The organism is Mesorhizobium sp. WSM1386 (assembly GCF_055901595.1).
In genome coordinates this window covers 1,684,519-1,701,165 of record NZ_CM148373.1, presented here as the reverse complement: position 1 = coordinate 1,701,165, position 16,647 = coordinate 1,684,519, and the positions used below count along the sequence as shown (strand labels likewise).

Sequence of the window (16,647 nt, the reverse complement as noted above, 5' to 3'; positions counted from 1 at the left end):
CGACGTCGGAGAATGTGCGAGGCCGAAAAGCTTTCGATCTCCCCCCTTGAGGGGGAGATGGCCGGCAGGCCAGAGGGGGGCGCTGGCCCGCAAACGAACGACTGGAGAACCCTCTGATGCCGACGCCGCTCGTTGTCTCCGACGTTGCCAAGAGCTTCACCATGCACCTGCGTGACGGCATCAAACTGCCGGTCGTCGCTGGTGTCTCGTTCTCCATCAGGGCCGGCGAATGCACGGTGCTCGGCGGCCCGTCCGGTGCCGGCAAGAGCTCGATCCTGAAAATGCTCTACGGCAATTATGCCGTCGACGAGGGCCAGATCATCGTCACGCACGATGACGCGCTGATCGATCTCGCCAACGCCAGTCCGCGCACCGTTCTTGCCGTGCGCCGGCAGACGATCGGCTATGTCAGCCAGTTCCTGCGCACCGTGCCACGCGTCTCGGCGCTGGATGTGGTCGCCGAACCGTTGGTCGAGCGTGACGAGGACCGTGAGGCGGCAAGAGGCAAGGCGCGCGCGCTGCTGGCGCAGCTCAACCTGCCGGAGAAACTCTGGGCGCTGCCGCCGGCGACCTTCTCCGGCGGCGAGCAGCAGCGTGTCAACATCGCGCGCGGCTTCATCACCGAACACCCGATCCTGCTGCTCGATGAACCAACCGCCTCGCTCGATGCGAGGAACCGCGACGTGGTGATCGAACTCATCGCCGCCAAGAAGGCGGATGGCGTCGCCCTACTCGGCATCTTCCACGACCACGACGTGCGCGAGGCGGTTGCCGACCGCATCATCGACGTCACCGCTTTCGCTCCGGGAAAACTCGCCGCATGACCAGGAAATTGTCGGAGACGCCGCTGGTTCACCCGACAGCGGAGGTGCACAATTCCACGCTCGGCCGCTGGACCGAGATCGCCGACCGCAGCCGGGTCTCGGAAAGCGAACTCGGCGACTATTCCTACATGATGCAGGATTGCGCCGTCTGGTGCGCAACGATCGGCAAGTTTGCCAACATCGCGGCAAGCGTGCGCCTCAACGCTACCAACCACCCGACCTGGCGGCCGACGCTGCACCACTTCACCTATCGCGCCTCCGACTATTGGGACGACGCCGAGCACGAGAGCGAATTCTTCGCGGAGCGTCGCGCCAAGCGCGTCATCATCGGCCACGACACCTGGCTCGGCCATGGCTCGACCGTCCTGCCCGGCATAACGGTCGGCGATGGCGCGGCGGTTGGCGCTGGAGCCGTCGTATCGAAAGATGTCGCCCCCTACACGATCGTCGCCGGCGTGCCGGCAAAACCGATCCGCGAGCGCTTCGACCGCCGAACGGCCGAACGCTATCAGGCACTCGCCTGGTGGGATTGGGATCACGCTCGGCTGCGGGCCTCACTCGATGATTTCCGGGAACTGTCTGCCGAAGCCTTCCTGGAGAAATACGAGGGATAGCTCCTCACATCGTCGTCATGGGAACTCGTTCATATCCTTGACACACGACTCGGACACGAGGCCATCTCCCCAAGGAGATCGCAATGCCCGACACAATCAGCCCCTCGCTCGCTGGATTCTTTGCCGGCTCCAACCCGATCCCACCGGCGCATCTCGGCACGCGCTACGACACGTCGGGCAACTTCCTGATCGAGCCCGGCAACACCGTCGTCAGTCATCTGGTCAGCGGCTCGCCGTCGCAGGCCGTGGTGCTCGCGGTGCGCGAGAAGATGATGGCGATGCCTGACGCCGGCCGGCTCACCTTCACGCCGGTCTCCAGCCTGCACATGACGCTGTTCCAGGGCATCATCGAATACCGCCGCCGCTTGCCCTACTGGCCGCAGGACGTTCCGCTGGACACCAGCATCGAGGCCATGACCCACCTCTATCTGGAACGGCTGAGGGATTTCCGGGGGTTCGGTCCGTTCAACATCAGGGTCGTCGAAGTCGTGCCGACCGGCCTCACCGTTGCCGGTGCGACGGACGAGGATGTGCGCATCATGCGTCGATGGCGCGATGCGCTGGCGGTCCCGTTCGGGTACCGGCACCCCGATCACGACGCTTACGTCTTCCACATCACCTTCGCCTATCAGATCCAGCGTCTTGCCGATGACAAGGCGGCCGCGTGGCAGACGCTGTTCGACGATTGCCTGGCGCTTTTCGCGCGCCAGGCGCCGGTCATCGAGATCAAGCCGCCCGCATTCTGCAGCTTCCGCGACATGGAGCATTTCGAGGAATTGCAGGTGCTCGGCTGATCGCGCGGAAACGGGCGCATGACGCAGCGCCTGTGGAGCGTAACAAAACTGACATCAAGGCGACACGGCAGGTTCATGTGGCTGCGTTAGGCGAGAAGCCTGACGATCAACATGGTCCTGACGGGAACCTGCCCATGCCAGCAACCTCAGCCACGCTCGAAATCCGCGGCGTCACCCGACGATTTGGCAAGAACACCGCTGTCAGCGATATCAACATCTCGATCCCACAAGGTCAGATGGTCGGCGTCATCGGCCGTTCCGGCGCCGGCAAATCTACCCTTCTTCGCATGATCAACCGTCTCATCGATCCCAGCCAGGGGTCGATTTTCTTTGACGGCGCCGAAGTCTCCCAGTTGCGCGGCTCGCCGCTGCGGCGCTGGCAGCGCGACTGCGCCATGATCTTCCAGCAGTTCAACCTGGTGCCGCGCCTCGACGTGCTGACCAATGTGCTGCTCGGCAAGCTGAACCACCGTTCGACGATATCGAACCTTTTCGGCATGTTCTCCCGCGCCGAATGCGCCGAGGCCGTCGCCGCGCTCGAACGGCTCGACATCGCCCGCACGGCACTGCAGCCCGCCGGCACGCTATCTGGCGGCCAGCAGCAACGCGTCGCCATCGCCCGCGCCATGATGCAGCAGCCCAGGGTGATCCTTGCCGACGAGCCGATCGCCTCGCTTGACCCGCTCAATGCCAAGGTGGTGATGGATTCGCTGCAGGACATCAATCTGCGCGAAGGCATCACGGTCGTCACCAACCTCCACACCCTGGATACCGCCCGCACCTATTGCAACCGCATCATCGGCATGGCCGCCGGCAAGGTCGTCTTCGATGGCGCGCCGGAAGAGCTCGACCGCGAGGCCGTCCGCCTCGTCTATGGCGCCGACAGCAATGGTGGCGAGATTTCGGAGGCCATCACTTCCACCAGCGTCGCCTTCAAGCGAAAGATCGCCGCATCCGCCGGACCGCTCGAACCTGCATTCCCAGCTTACTGAGTTCAAGAAAGAGCGGCTCGGATCGTCCGCCCGCGTCAAGGGCACCTGTCAAAATCGATAACGCTGCCGGCGCGGGGCCGGAACCTACAGGAGAGATATCAATGTTCAGGAAGATGGTTCTCAGCGCCGTTTCGGTGCTCGCCATGGCCACCAGCATGGCCCACGCCGCCGACATGAAGGAATTCCGAGTCGGCATTCTCGGTGGCGAGAACGAAACCGACCGGCTGCGCAACTACCAGTGCCTGGCCGACCATTTGAAGGCTGAATTCGGCTTCGAAAAGGTCTCGCTGTTCCCGGCCGCCGACTATGACGGCGTCATCCAGGGCCTGCTCGGCGGTACGCTCGATTTCGCCGAACTCGGCGCTTCCGGCTACGCCAGCGTCGCGCTGAAGGACCCGAAGGCCGTTACCCCGATCCTCACCACCCAGCAGACCGACGGCGCCACCGGCTATTATTCGATCGGCCTGGCACTCAAGTCCTCCGGTATCACCGACATCAAATCGGCCAAGGGCAAGAAGCTCGGCTACGCCGATCCGGATTCGACCTCGGGCTACCTGATCCCGCTGACCCAGATCCCGAAGGACACCGGCGCTTCGAACGAGACCTTCTTCGCTTCGACCCAGTTCAACGGCGGCCACGAGAACAACGTCCTGGCCGTGCGTGACGGCAAGGTCGACGTCGCCGTGGACGATTCCTCGGGCATCGGCGACTTCAAGAACGGCTACACTTCGGGCACCTTCCACAAGGAAGTCGCCAAGGGCGCCGTCGACCCCAACGACTTCGTCGAAGTCTGGCGCTCGGGCCTGATTCCGAACGGCCCGCTGGTCGTGCGCACCGCGCTTGGCGACGACATGACCGCCAAGCTGACCGCCTTCTTCACCGACCTGCCCAAGAAGGACAAGGCTTGCTTCGAAGGCGTGGAAGGCGGCGATTTTACCGGCTACGTTCCGGTGAAGGCGGACTTCTACAACGTCATCGTCGAAGCCCGTAAGGCAGCCATCGGCGGCTAACGGCGAAATCGGAAAGGGCGGCGCTGAAAACGCCGCCCTTTTTGCATCTCCGATCATGACCCTTTCCGTGACAGCCCCCTCTTCTGGCGCTACCCACCAGATGGCCGATGCCTGGCGACGGCAGACGTCGTTGCGCCGGTTCTATACCGCCCTCGGCGTCGCGCTGCTGCTTGTCGCCATGCTCGCCAGCATGTGGTTCGCCGACGAAGCCAATGCCGGCCATTTCTTCGACCGGCTGCCGCACATCCTGGATTTCCTGAGCTGGCTCGTCCCCAAGGACTGGAACGACGTCTGGCGGGCTTTGTTCGACATCGCCTCGCCGCATGATACCGGCACCCAGGAATTCAACTTCCCGCTTGGCCGCGTCTATGTCTGGGGCGGTTTCTACATCCCCGAATATTTCGAGCTGATGCTGACCACGGTGAACGTGGCGCTGGTCTCCACCTTCATCGGTTTCGTCTTCGCCGTGCCGTTCTCCTTCATCGCCGCGCGCAACCTGACACCGCACCCTGTGCTGCGGCTTGTCGTCAAGCGCTTCATGGAGCTGCTGCGCGCCTTCCCCGAGATCGTCATCGCCGGCCTGTTCGCGGCCATCGTCTCGATCGGCCCGGTGGCCGCCATCATCGCCATCGGCCTGCATTCGATCGGCGCGTTGGGCAAGCTGTTCTACGAGATCAATGAGAACATCGACATGCGGGCCGAGGAAGGCCTGCGGGCGGTTGGCGCCAACTGGTTCGAGCGGGTTCGCTTTGCCGTCCTGCCGCAGGTTCTGCCCAACTTCATGTCCTACACGCTGCTGCGGATCGAGATCAACGTTCGTATCTCCACCATCATGGGCGCGGTCGGCGGCGGCGGCATTGGCGAGGAGCTCAAGCTCTCCATCTCGCGCGGCTTCGGCGCCAAGACGCTGGCGCTGGTGCTGCTCCTGTTCACCACCATCTTCATCGTCGACCAGTTCTCAGCCTGGCTGCGCCGCAAGCTTGTCGGCGAGCAGGCCTTCGTGATGGGGGCTTAGACCATGGTCCCGAAAAGTGGAGGCCGATTTTCGGAAGAGATCATGGTCAAACAAAAAGATGAATCATGGCGACCATGACGGCAGACGAAATCAGCGCGATCGAGGGCCGCTTTCCGCAGGTGTTCCGGCGGCCGGCCTACAAGCGCTTCGGTCCGCTGTTCCTGCTTCTGGGCACGGTGCTCTACCTCGCCTATGCGATGTGGTTCTTCAGCCTGCCGCAGGTGCTGCGGGAATCGCACTGGGAGCGCCTGCCGCTGTTCCTGTCGCAGTGGGTCAGCTACGATCTCCAGCCGGAGTTTCGCCTCGACCAAGCCGAGATCACGCCAAAATATCCCCGCTTCTCCGCGCTTGGCGAGAACCCGAACCCCGACTGGGTGATCAGGAACCCGGACGGCACGTTCACCGTGCAGATCGACGGGCCGGCTAAATCCGTCACTTTCGACAAGGCGCAGGCGACGATCATGGCCAACGGCCAGGCCGTGCCTGTCACGCTGACCAGCGGCAAGCCGGTTATCTCAGGCCCGGTGCCGGACTGGATCACCGCGCATGACGACGAAGTGGTCGCCAAGATGGGCTTCGCCGGCGAGGTGCGCGTCACCGTCGACCGCGTCAAAGTGCGCAAGCGCTTCCTCGGCTGGGCGAATTTCGTCTTCGACACCCGCTCGCCCTTCTTCGGCAAATCGGCGGGAGACGTGGTCTCGCTGATCGTGTCCGGGCCGCAGCTGAAACCCGGCACCTCGAACCTCGCGCTTGCCGGCGACAACATCTGGAACAACGCCCAGTGGCAGCACGGCGACGTTTGGACGAAGCTGCTGCAGACCATCGTCATGGCGTTTCTGGGCACGCTGCTCGGGGGCATTGTCGCCTTTCCGCTGGCTTTCTTCGCCGCCCGCAACATCACGCCGAGCGGATTGCTGAGCCAGGTGCTCAAGCGCTTCTTCGACTTCATGCGCTCGGTCGACATGCTAATCTGGGCATTGTTCTTCACCCGCGCCTTCGGGCCGGGGCCCCTGGCCGGCAGCGCCGCGATCTTCTTCACCGAGATCGGTACGCTCGGAAAAACCTATTCCGAGGCATTGGAGAACATCGACGACAAGCCGCGCGAGGGCGTCGTCTCGACCGGCGCCAACGGCCTTCTGGTGCAGCGCTACGGCGTGATACCGGAAGTGGTGCCCGTGTTCATCAGCCAGACGCTCTACCAGTGGGAATCCAACACCCGCGGCGCCACCATCATCGGCGCTGTCGGCGCCGGCGGCATCGGCCTGAAATTGTGGGAAGCGATGCGCACCAACTCCAACTGGGCCAACGTCTTCTACATGGTGCTGCTGACGCTGGTGGTGGTCTTCATCTTCGACAACATCTCCAACTTCCTGCGCCGCAGGCTGAGCCGGACGATCCACGATTACAACAGGATCCAGGCTGAACAGGGGTAGGCATCTTCCAGAATGAGGCGAGACGTCGGTGGGACAGCACCCCCCTCTGGCCTGCCGGCCATCTCCCCCGCAAGGAGGGAGATTGGCAGTTTCACAGGTGGCGCCTCCATTGCAACACTGGAGACTGGCGAAAGCCAGCACAACATCCGATCTCCCCCCTTGCGGGGGAGATGTCCGGCAGGACAGAGGGGGGTGTGAAGGAACGCGGCGTTCGTTGGACGGCGGCATTGTTACCTAAGCCGCCCCTCTCCACCCATCCTTGATATGCTTATACCCATCCCGATAAACCGCTTCCGGGCTCTCCGAAAAATCGCGCCACACCTTGGTCGCCGCCGCCAGTTCCTTGAGCGACCGCCCGAAAGCCTCGATCGTCAGCCAGTCGTCATAACCGCTCTTGCGGATCGCCGCGAACGTCTCTTTCCACGGAATGTTGCCGCGTCCCGGCACGCCGCGATCATTCTCCGAAATATGGACGTGCACGATATTGCGGCGGTGCTTCGTGTAGGCACCGATCGGATCGGCCTCTTCGATATTGGCGTGGAATGTATCGTACATCGCCTTGATGTGCGGCCGGTCGATGGAGTCGATATGCTCCGACAGGTCGGCCATCGTGTTGAGAAGATAGCATTCGAAGCGGTTCAGCGCCTCGAGCCCGATGGTGACCCCCCGCTTGCCGGCATGGTCGCCGATGGCGCGTTGCGAGGCCACCGAGCGTTTCTTCTCGGCGGCAGTCGGCCCGGAACCGGAAAAGGCGCCGAGCGTTGAATGCAGCGGGCCGCTCAGCGTGCGGGCGCCAAGCGCCTCGGCGCAATCGACAGCCCATTTCATGTAGTCGATACCGGCCTTGCGCGTGGCCGCATCGGCCGAGATCAGGTTCATCGCCGGATCGCCCATCGCCGAAACCGCCGTCCGCTCCAAGCCGATGCGGTCGAGCAGGTCGCCCAACTTCCTGTAGTCGTCCGGCGTGCCGGAAAAGATCGGTATCTCGACGCCATCGAAGCCGGTCGCCTTGATGTCGCGGAGCAGCGGCTCATGTTTCTTCGATACCGCCGTCGTCCACAAGAACATGCACATGCCGATTTTCATCGACTCCCCTCCCCATTTTACGGCGCACTGGCTGTTCCGCCAGCTTCGCGCCATGCTCCCTCGTCCGGCCGCTTCGCGGCCACCGTCTCCCCGAGGGAAGGGGCGCGCCTACAGCTTCGTCCACGCCCCATTCTTCTTCGACGACTTCACGCAGGCCTCGATGAAGGCCATGCCCTCGACGCCGTCGGCGATCGTCGGGAAGACGACATCCTTTGCCGGCTTGCCGCCCTTGCGGCGCGCTGCCCGGATGGCGCGTGCGGCTTCCTGGTAAATGTTGGCGAAACCTTCCAGATAGCCTTCGGGATGGCCGGAAGGAACGCGGCTGACACGGCCCGCCACCGGCAGCGCGCCGGCACCGTTGCGGGTGATCAATTGCTTCGGCTGTCCGAACGGCGTGTACCAGAGATAGTTCGGATCGGCCTGCACCCATTCCAGCCCGCCCTTCGAGCCATAGATGCGCAACTTCAGGCCGTTCTCATGCCCGGGCGCCACCTGGCTTGCCCAGATCATGCCCTTGGCCGGATGCGTCTTGCCGGCGGGCTTGAAGCGCAGCATCACGTTGACATTGTCGTCGAGCAGCCGCCCCGGCACGAAGGCGTCGAGATCGGCCGAGAGCGAATCGAGTTCCAATCCGGAGACGAAGCGGGCGAGATTGTAGGCATGGGTGCCGATGTCGCCCAGCGCACCGCCCGCACCCGCCTGCTTCGGATCGCCGCGCCATGATGCCTGCTTCTGGCCGGTGGCGGCGAGATCCTCGGTCAGCCAGTCTTGCGGATATTCGGACTGCACGATGCGGATGTCGCCGAGCACGCCCTTGGCCACCATTTCGCGCGCCTGCCGCACCATCGGATAGGCAGTGTAATTGTGGGTCAGCACGAACACCTTGCCGGTTTTCTCGACGATCGCCGCGAGCTTCTTCGCCTCGGCCAGCGTCGTCGCCAGCGGCTTGTCGCAGATGACGTGGATGCCCGCCTCGAGGAAGGCCTTTGCCGCCGGCACATGCACATTGTTGGGCGTCACGATCGCCACCGCCTCGATGCCGTCGGGACGTTTGGCCTCGGCCTTGGCCATCTCGGCATAGGACGCATAGCTGCGGTCCGGGTCGAGCCCGAGTTCGGCGGCCGAAGCCTTGGCGCGCGCCGGGTCGGATGACAGCGCGCCGGCAACCAACACGAAATCATTGTCCAAGCGCGCCGCGATCCGGTGCACCGCGCCGATGAAGGCGCCCTGCCCGCCGCCGACCATGCCGTAGCGGATCGGGCCGCCTCCCGTCTCCGACTTCGATGCGCCGACCATGTCTTTCTCCCTCATGTCTGAAATATCATCCCTCGATGGAGGGAAGCCGCGTCAAATTCCCATCATGGCGCGCAACAGCTTCTTGTCGGTGGTGCCGGCGGCAAAATCGTCGAATGCCTTCTCCGTCACCCGAATGATGTGGTGCTGGATGAAGGGCGCCCCTTCGGCAGCACCGTCTTCCGGATGCTTCAAGCAGCATTCCCATTCCAGCACGGCCCAGGAATCGTAATCGTACTGCGTCAGCTTGGAGAAGATGCCGCCGAAATCCACCTGCCCGTCGCCGAGCGAACGGAAACGCCCGGCACGGTTGGTCCAGCTCTGATAGCCGGAATAGACGCCTTGCCGGCCGGTCGGGTTGAACTCGGCGTCCTTGACGTGGAAGGCCTTGATGCGCTCGTGATAGATGTCGATGAATTCGAGATAATCGAGCTGCTGCAGCAGGAAGTGCGACGGATCGTAATTGATGTTGCAGCGCTTGTGGCCGCCGACCGCGTCGAGGAACATTTCGAAAGTGGCGCCGTCGAACACGTCCTCAGAGGGGTGAATTTCGTAGCCGACATCGACGCCATTGTCCTCGTAGACGTCGAGGATCGGCTTCCAGCGTTTGCCGAGCTCGCCAAACGCTTCCTCAATGAGTCCAGCCGGCCGCTGCGGGAACGGATAGAGGTAAGGGAAAGCCAGCGAGCCGGTAAACGACACAGAAGCATTCAGTCCCAGATTGCGCGATGCTTTGGCGCCGAACTTCATCTGCTCGACAGCCCACTTCTGCCGGGCTGCGGGATTATTGTGCACCGACGGCGGCGCAAAGCCATCCATCTGCGCGTCATAGGCCGGATGAACCGCGACCAGCTGTCCCTGCAGATGCGTCGACAGTTCGGTGATCTCGACGCCGGCGTCAGCGCAGATGCCCTTCACCTCGTCGCAATAGGCCTTGGAAGACGCCGCTTTCTCGAGGTCGAACAGGCGTGCGTCCCAGGTCGGGATCTGCACGCCCTTGTAACCGAGACCCGCGGCCCATTTGGTGATCGAAGGCAGCGAATTGAACGGCGCCGCATCACCCGCGAACTGCGCCAGAAACAGTCCAGGACCCTTCATTGTCGTCGGCATCGGCATCCTCCTCATTTGTCGAGACCAAGCATAGCGCCGATTGGAAGCAGGGCCAGCCATTTTGGTCTTCTCGCATCGTGCGCTTTGCAGGCACTGCCATTCTGGTATTACCAAATAAGCAAATTTGGTCAAGTCTCCCAATGCGCCGCCAAAGCCCTCCAGCTACTCAAAATGATGGCATATATCGCAATGTAATCAATAGAGTAATCCGCACGAAAAGTTGCGATGCTGCGCTTCTTGCCGTTCCGGGGAATTTGCTGTAGACCTCATTTGAGGCCCAATTGGTCGAACCAGTTTGCAAGGAAAAGGCTGGGGATGCCTTGGGGAGGAACCCTTGCGTCGCCTTTCGGCGATGCATGTCGCAGGCAAACCATACGGACGAATTTTGGGAAGGACGGACCATGCATCTTTCGACGCACAACTGGATGCGCGCGGAACCCCTGGAGACGACGCTCAAGCGCATCAAGAAATTTGGCTACGAGTCGATCGAGATTTCCGGCGAGCCCGAACAGTATAAGACCAAGGAGACGCGGGCGCTGTTGAAGGAACATGGCATCCGCTGCTGGGGCGCGGTCACCTTGATGCTGGGCGAACGCAACCTCGCCGCCAGGAACCAGGGCCAGCGCGAGCGCTCGGTGCAGTATGTAAAGGACGTGCTGACCATGGTCAGCGAACTCGATGGCGAGATCATCACGCTTGTCCCCGCGACCGTCGGCAAGGTGGTGCCTGACGGCACCGAGGAAGAGGAATGGAAGTGGGTGGTCGACGCGACCCGCGAATGCTTCACCCACGCCAAGAAGGTCGGCGTCAAGATCGCAGTCGAGCCGCTGAACCGCTTCGAGACGTATCTGTTCAACCGTGGCGCCCAGGCGCTGGCGCTGGCCGACGCGGTCAGCCCCGAATGCGGCGTCTGCCTCGACGCTTATCACATCCACATGGAGGAATTTAACGTCCACGACGCTATCCGCCAGGTCGGAAAGCGCCTGTTCGACTTCCACGTCGCCGACAACAACCGCTTCGCCGCCGGGCTGGGCCAGATCGACTGGCCCAGGATCGTCGCCACCTTGAAGGAAGTCGGCTACGACGGCGCGCTGACCAACGAGTTCGTCGCTCCGGTCGACCGCACGCCGGCGGCACCCTACCCCGAAATGGTCGAGCGTCACCCGGTCGATATCTCGCCTGAGCAGCTGAAGTTCATCCAGGATCACGGCTCCAGCGTGCTCACCGAAAAATTCTACACCGACCAGATGCGCATCACCGCCGAAACGCTGCTGCCGCTGATCAAGTAGTCGACTGCTTTGGGATTTTGCCCTTTCGCCCTGGCCGGCGGCAGGGCTGGGGAAAAATATGCGCATCAAGACCGTCCAAGCCTGGTGGGTCCGCATCCCGATCGAAGCCGCTCGGCAACACCGTAGCGACTTCGGCCAGGTCACGACCTTCGACGCCGCCATCCTGCGCATCGAGACCGATGATGGGCTGATCGGCTGGGGCGAAGGCAAGAACGCCGCCGGCAGCGCCGGCAGTTACGGCGCCCTTGTCCACATGCTGAACCATGAGGTTGGGCCGCAGCTGATCGGCCGCGATCCGGCCGATATCGGCGTCATCTGGGAAATGCTCTACAACGGCGTGCGCCACGACAGCGCGATACGCGCCGGCCATGCCATGCCGCAGCTGGCGCGGCGCGGCATGAGTGTCGCCGCCATCAGCGCCGTCGACATCGCGCTCTGGGATATTCTGGGCAAATCGCTGGGTGTCCCGGTCTGGCGGCTGCTGGGCGGCCGCAAGGCCGACCGCATGCAGGCCTATGCCTCGGGCGGCTGGGCTGCCGCCGATGCCATCGGCGAGCAATTGAAGTCCTATATCGCCCGGGGCGGCTTCAAGGCGCTGAAGATGCGGGTCGGCGCCATGGATGGCGCCGCGCACATTTCCGCCGCGCGTGTCCGCGCCGCGCGCCAGGCGCTCGGTCCCGATGTCGAACTGATGGTCGACGCCCACGGCACCTATACGGTCGCCGAAGCAAAGCGCTTCATCCATCTCGTCAACGATCTCGATCTGGCCTGGTTCGAGGAGCCGATCATTGCCGATGACAAGCCCGGCATGGCTGAAGTGCGCGCCTCGGGCGCCGTCCCGATCGCCACCGGCGAAAGCGAGGCGACGCGCTATGCCTTCCGCGACCTCGCCGTGCTCAAGGCCGCCGACATCTTCCAGCCGGATCCCGCCTTCTGCGGCGGCATCAGCGAGGCGATGAAGATCGGCACCATCGCCAGCGCCTTCAACCTGCGCTTTGCGCCGCATCTGTGGGCCGGCGCCCCCTGCTTCTTTGCCGGGCTGCATGTCTGCGCCGCGTCGCCGGCGAGCTTCACTGTCGAATATTCGCTCGGCGCCAACCCGATGATCCACGATCTGATCGAAGAGACTGTCGAAGCAAGGGACGGTATGATAGCGATCCCCGAAAAGCCGGGTCTGGGATTCACCATTTCGGAGCGGTTCCTGGAGGCGCACGCGCAACGCAATTGACGATGAAAGAAAAGAACCTCCTCGCGGAACTCGCCGCCTATCTGTTCTCCCACTCGGACAAGGAGACCGGCCGGACACCGTCGGAACGTGAGCTGGCGGAGCATTTCGGCGTCAGCCGGGGCCAGATCCGCGAAGCGCTCGCCATCCTCGAAGCCATGCGGATCGTCGAACGCCGTGCCAAGTCCGGCATCTACATCGACACCAAGCAGGCGAGCGTCGAGGCGCTGGCGCTGTTTGCCCGTGCCGGGCTGCCGCTCGATCCGCTGCAGATTTACGAGACAGTCGAGTTGCGCAAGATCCACGAGATCAAGGCCGCGGAACTTGCCTGTTCGCGTGCCACCGAGGAAAATTTCGAACGGCTGCGCGAAATCCTCAGGGCTTCCGAGGAGCGCATCGCCGCCGGCGAGGGCCTTGCCAAGGAGGACCGCGAATTCCATCTTGAGATCGTGCGCGCCACCAAGAACAGCGTCTTCCACAACATCTGCAGCGTCTATTATCTGATGGGCGAGCAGCGCCTGCCGATCTATTTCAACGATCCCGAACGCAGCGTTCGCTCGCATGCCGAACACGTGCAGATCTACGAGGCGCTGCTGCGCCGCGACGGCAACCTCGCCCAGGCGCTGATGAGCGCGCATTTGCAGGGCGCTGAAAGCTACTGGAAGGGCCTGATCGAAGGCGGCATGGCTGCTGTTCCGCCGAACCCTGCGCTCGAAAAGGCCTGACCGTGGCCCAGCCAAAGATCCTGTCGACCCATCCGCTGCACCCGCACGCCGCAGCCAAACTGGCGGGCGCCGGCCAGCTTGTGATTGCATCGGCGCTCGATGCCGACACCCTGATCAGGGAGGCCAAGGATGCCGACATCGTCATCGTGCGTGCCCCATTGCCGCCGGCGCTGTTCGAGGGTGCCTGGAAGCTGAGGGCGGCCATCCGCCATGGCGCCGGGCTCGACATGATCCCGATGGAGGCGGCGGCGGCGGCCGGTGTGCTGGTGGCCAATGTGCCGGCGGTCAATGCGCGCTCGGTTGCCGAACACGTCATGTTCACCGCACTTGCCTTGCTTCGGCAATTCCGCAGGGTCGACCGCGACCTGCGCGCCAAAGGCTGGCTTGCCGGACGCGAGCATGCCAACGCCAACGTCGAACTCGCCGGCAAGACCATCGGCATCGTCGGCCTCGGCGCCGTCGGCCAGGCTGTCGGCCATATCGCGGCGCACGGCTTCGACTTGAAAGTGGTGGCCACGACGCGCAGCATGCAGCCGGCGCCGGAAAAGGTCGGCTTCCTGTCGATCGACGCACTGGTCGAGCAGAGCGACATCATCGTGCTCTGCTGCCCGCTGACGCCGGAGACGCGCGGCCTGATCAGCCGCGAGCGCATCGCCCGCATGAAACCCAATGCGCTGCTGATCAACGTGTCTCGAGGCCCGGTCGTAGATGACGATGCGTTGATCGAGGCCTTGCAGAAGCGCCGTATCGGCGGTGCCGCGCTCGACGTTTTCTCGACGCAGCCGCTGCCGTCAAATCATCCCTATTTCGGCTTCGACAACGTCATCATCACCCCACATATGGCAGGCATCACCGAGGAATCGATGATGCGCATGGGCGTCGGCGCCGCGGGCGAGGCCCTGCTGGTGCTGGCTGGCAAACTGCCGGTCAACCTGCGCAATCCGGAAGTGGTCGATCACTACCGCCGGCGCTTTCCGCTCGACATATAGCGCATCGCGGTTTCGCGCCAATTCTCCGCGACCCTGGGAGCCATGTCCGGTCTTCGCCTCGTATTTCTGACTGTTGTCGCTTCGTCGATCTTCGCTCTGCCGGCACTCGCCGCAGACGAAAGCAGTTATGTCTATTGCGACAACGGGCTTCGCTGCTTCAAGGCGCCCTGCCCGTCGAACAGCGCGCTCGACCTTGCCACCGGCACAATCATCAAGGGCCTGTCGATCGACACCAGCGGATTGCCGCAGGCCGACAAGGCGATAACGGATCAGTCCGACGTGCTTTACAGCGGAAAGATCATCGTCAGGGGTTCGATCGAGCACCGTACCCAAACCATCACCGGCAAGGACTACAGCCTGCCCTGGCTGGTCGCGACCCGCATCGTGCGCACCGCCAAGGACAGCGAACGCAAGCACTGTTCGTCGCACTGATCCGCCATCTGCGGTTTCGCTGCCGACTGCCGATCAACCACCCAGCAGCCTCTCCACTTCAGCGGCAATCCGCAACAGACGGCAGTCATGGCCATTGCGCGCCACCAGCATCAGTCCCGCCGGTAGCGTCATGCCTGGCATCGGCAACGAAATTGCACAGAGGTCGAACTGGTTGGCGACCTGCGTGTTGCGCAGCAGCAGGCCCTCTATGTGATCGCGCAGTTCGGGATTCTCGGCCATCGATACGATGGTCGGCGCCGTCACCGGCGTCGTCGGCAAGGCCAACACATCGACCGATGTCAGCCGCTCGTCCATGGCGACGACCAGCGCGGCGCGGCGGCGCAAAGCCCTGATGTAGACCGGCGTCGGTATGGCGGCTGCCCGCGACAAAGGTCCGCTGACATGTGGATCGACCGGCACCGGTGCTCCCGCCGCCAGCCAGTCGGCATGGATTTCAGCCCCTTCCATCGCGGCGATCGAGCCACGTTTGGTCGCCGCGCGCATTTCTCCAAGCAGATCGTCTATCGACATGTCAGCCAGGCGCGCACCGGTCTGTTCGATCGTGCCGAGACAATGCTCGAACGCCGCGGTCACCCCGCTTTCCGTTTCTCCAAAAAGAATGCCGCGCGGAATGCCGATGCGAAGGCCTGAAAGCGGGATCGGCGCCAGCTCGGCCGGCACATTGCCGGCCATCACGGCATCGGCAGCGGCACACTGGGCTACCGTTCGAGCGAGCGGCCCGATCGAATCCAGAGTGCCAGATAGTGGGAAGGCACCGGTCAGCGGCACGCGCCGCGCCGTCGGCTTGAAGCCAACGACACCGTTGAGCGATGCTGGTATGCGCACCGAGCCGCCGGTGTCGGAGCCGATCGATATTTCGCTCGTCGCCTCGCCGACGGAAACGCCGGCACCTGAGGACGAACCGCCGGGAATGCGGCTGGCATCGACGGCATTGCCTGGCGTGCCGTAGTGCATGTTGTCGCCGATCGCGGTGAAGGCGAATTCGGTCATGTTGGTCTTGCCGATGATCACCGCGCCGGCTTGCCGCAACCGGCTGATGATGGCCGCGTCGCGCGAAGCAGGCATGGCGGTTTTGCGCATCAGCGAGCCGGCCGTGGTTGGTTCGCCGGCGACATCGAACAGATCCTTCACCGAGACGATGGTGCCGTCGAGCGGTCCCAACGTCACGCCGGCTCGGCTGCGGGCATCACTGGCATCGGCTGCCGCTCGCGCCGCTTCGGCGTAGAGCCTGGTGAACACGCGTTCCTCACCGGCACGAGCGGCAAGCCGCGCCAGGATGATTTCCAGATGATCGCGGGTTGATTGCATTTTCGGTGTCGGGCTCCGGACGCCTCGAACGTCCTTGGACAAGTGGCATGGAATGCCAAGACTTAACCCGGCGCAGGTGGTTTTGCACCCCTGCCGGACGCAAGGAAGAAACGATGCTCTACAAAGGCAGCTGTCACTGCGGCAAGGTCGCCTTCGAATTCGAGGCGGAGCTGACCGGGGCCGTGCGGTGCAATTGTTCGATCTGCTCGCGCAAGGGCGCGCTCCTGTGCGCCATCCCGCACCAGAGTCTGAGGATTCTGGCCTGGGGTGATGATTTGGGCACCTACACATTCGGCAGTCACGCGATGGCGCACCGCTTCTGCCGCACCTGCGGCATCCACCCTTTCGCCGAGGATGTGCGCGAAGGCGGGGAGCGCAGCGCCTACATCAACCTCAACTGTGTCGCCGGTCTCGACCCGTCGACCTTGTCGATCTTCGACTTCGACGGGCGCTCGGCCTGACACCGTCGCATAAGCCATCACAATGG

17 protein-coding genes are annotated in these 16,647 nt (G+C 63.4%); 13 read left to right on the top strand and 4 right to left on the bottom strand.

All coding sequences use genetic code 11. The annotated features are described in order from the left end of the window. Positions 1 to 116 precede the first annotated feature (116 nt). From phnL to phnE (AC0NIH_RS08295), 7 genes are all read left to right on the top strand, one after another. A complete protein-coding gene (gene phnL, locus AC0NIH_RS08325; protein WP_473463746.1) occupies positions 117 to 824 on the top strand; it encodes a phosphonate C-P lyase system protein PhnL in 708 nt (235 codons plus the stop codon). After that, positions 821 to 1,438, top strand: coding sequence for a DapH/DapD/GlmU-related protein (locus tag AC0NIH_RS08320; RefSeq protein ID WP_473463744.1), 618 nt, complete (start codon positions 821 to 823; stop codon positions 1,436 to 1,438). The genes phnL and AC0NIH_RS08320 overlap by 4 nt, the downstream gene beginning before the upstream one ends. A gap of 83 nt (positions 1,439 to 1,521) precedes the next feature. After that, a complete protein-coding gene (locus AC0NIH_RS08315; RefSeq protein WP_473463742.1) occupies positions 1,522 to 2,232 on the top strand; it encodes a DUF1868 domain-containing protein in 711 nt (236 codons plus the stop codon). Positions 2,233 to 2,366: 134 nt separating this feature from the next. Next, on the top strand, positions 2,367 to 3,224 hold the full coding sequence (gene phnC / locus AC0NIH_RS08310) for a phosphonate ABC transporter ATP-binding protein (protein ID WP_013892924.1): 858 nt from the start codon (positions 2,367 to 2,369) through the stop codon (positions 3,222 to 3,224). 101 nt (positions 3,225 to 3,325) lie between these two features. Continuing rightward, complete coding sequence (gene phnD, locus AC0NIH_RS08305; protein WP_023763978.1) at positions 3,326 to 4,234, top strand: phosphonate ABC transporter substrate-binding protein; 909 nt, start codon at positions 3,326 to 3,328, stop codon at positions 4,232 to 4,234. A 55-nt stretch (positions 4,235 to 4,289) separates the two neighbouring features. Beyond that, the gene (gene phnE / locus AC0NIH_RS08300; protein ID WP_023780602.1) at positions 4,290 to 5,249 is read left to right on the top strand and encodes a phosphonate ABC transporter, permease protein PhnE; all 960 of its coding nucleotides are present in this window, start codon (positions 4,290 to 4,292) and stop codon (positions 5,247 to 5,249) included. A gap of 65 nt (positions 5,250 to 5,314) precedes the next feature. After that, the gene (gene phnE / locus AC0NIH_RS08295; RefSeq protein ID WP_473463739.1) at positions 5,315 to 6,682 is read left to right on the top strand and encodes a phosphonate ABC transporter, permease protein PhnE; all 1,368 of its coding nucleotides are present in this window, start codon (positions 5,315 to 5,317) and stop codon (positions 6,680 to 6,682) included. Between the two features lie 234 nt (positions 6,683 to 6,916). Here the strand turns inward: phnE (AC0NIH_RS08295) and AC0NIH_RS08290 are convergent, their stop codons facing one another. The 3 genes from AC0NIH_RS08290 to AC0NIH_RS08280 all read right to left on the bottom strand — a co-directional run bounded on the left by AC0NIH_RS08290 (position 6,917) and on the right by AC0NIH_RS08280 (position 10,171). After that, the gene (locus tag AC0NIH_RS08290) at positions 6,917 to 7,768 is read right to left on the bottom strand and encodes a sugar phosphate isomerase/epimerase family protein (RefSeq protein ID WP_473463737.1); all 852 of its coding nucleotides are present in this window, start codon (positions 7,766 to 7,768) and stop codon (positions 6,917 to 6,919) included. Positions 7,769 to 7,876: 108 nt separating this feature from the next. Next, positions 7,877 to 9,064, bottom strand: coding sequence for a Gfo/Idh/MocA family protein (locus AC0NIH_RS08285; RefSeq protein WP_352715527.1), 1,188 nt, complete (start codon positions 9,062 to 9,064; stop codon positions 7,877 to 7,879). A gap of 51 nt (positions 9,065 to 9,115) precedes the next feature. Continuing rightward, positions 9,116 to 10,171 (bottom strand): sugar phosphate isomerase/epimerase family protein, encoded by a 1,056-nt coding sequence (locus AC0NIH_RS08280; protein WP_224730158.1) that lies wholly within the window; start codon positions 10,169 to 10,171, stop codon positions 9,116 to 9,118. A gap of 401 nt (positions 10,172 to 10,572) precedes the next feature. On the opposite strand from AC0NIH_RS08280, the gene AC0NIH_RS08275 reads away from it, so the two are divergent. Genes AC0NIH_RS08275 through AC0NIH_RS08255 form a run of 5 tightly spaced genes read left to right on the top strand, consistent with a single transcriptional unit; the run spans position 10,573 to position 14,831 of the window. Further along, positions 10,573 to 11,460 (top strand): sugar phosphate isomerase/epimerase family protein, encoded by an 888-nt coding sequence (locus AC0NIH_RS08275; protein ID WP_013892917.1) that lies wholly within the window; start codon positions 10,573 to 10,575, stop codon positions 11,458 to 11,460. 58 nt (positions 11,461 to 11,518) lie between these two features. Further along, positions 11,519 to 12,688 (top strand): mandelate racemase/muconate lactonizing enzyme family protein, encoded by a 1,170-nt coding sequence (locus AC0NIH_RS08270; RefSeq protein ID WP_473463734.1) that lies wholly within the window; start codon positions 11,519 to 11,521, stop codon positions 12,686 to 12,688. Between the two features lie 2 nt (positions 12,689 to 12,690). Then, positions 12,691 to 13,410: a FadR/GntR family transcriptional regulator gene (locus tag AC0NIH_RS08265; protein WP_023763971.1), complete on the top strand. Its 720-nt coding sequence runs from the start codon at positions 12,691 to 12,693 to the stop codon at positions 13,408 to 13,410. A gap of 2 nt (positions 13,411 to 13,412) precedes the next feature. Further along, a complete protein-coding gene (locus AC0NIH_RS08260; protein WP_473463731.1) occupies positions 13,413 to 14,399 on the top strand; it encodes a hydroxyacid dehydrogenase in 987 nt (328 codons plus the stop codon). A gap of 42 nt (positions 14,400 to 14,441) precedes the next feature. Next, positions 14,442 to 14,831 (top strand): hypothetical protein, encoded by a 390-nt coding sequence (locus AC0NIH_RS08255; protein WP_473463729.1) that lies wholly within the window; start codon positions 14,442 to 14,444, stop codon positions 14,829 to 14,831. 33 nt (positions 14,832 to 14,864) lie between these two features. On the opposite strand, the gene AC0NIH_RS08250 is transcribed toward AC0NIH_RS08255, so the two are convergent. Continuing rightward, positions 14,865 to 16,160 (bottom strand): amidase, encoded by a 1,296-nt coding sequence (locus AC0NIH_RS08250; protein WP_473463727.1) that lies wholly within the window; start codon positions 16,158 to 16,160, stop codon positions 14,865 to 14,867. 113 nt (positions 16,161 to 16,273) lie between these two features. On the opposite strand from AC0NIH_RS08250, the gene AC0NIH_RS08245 reads away from it, so the two are divergent. Further along, positions 16,274 to 16,621 carry a GFA family protein gene (locus AC0NIH_RS08245; RefSeq protein ID WP_023780612.1) on the top strand — a complete coding sequence of 116 codons (348 nt, stop codon included), beginning with the start codon at positions 16,274 to 16,276 and terminating at the stop codon, positions 16,619 to 16,621. Positions 16,622 to 16,647: the final 26 nt, after the last annotated feature.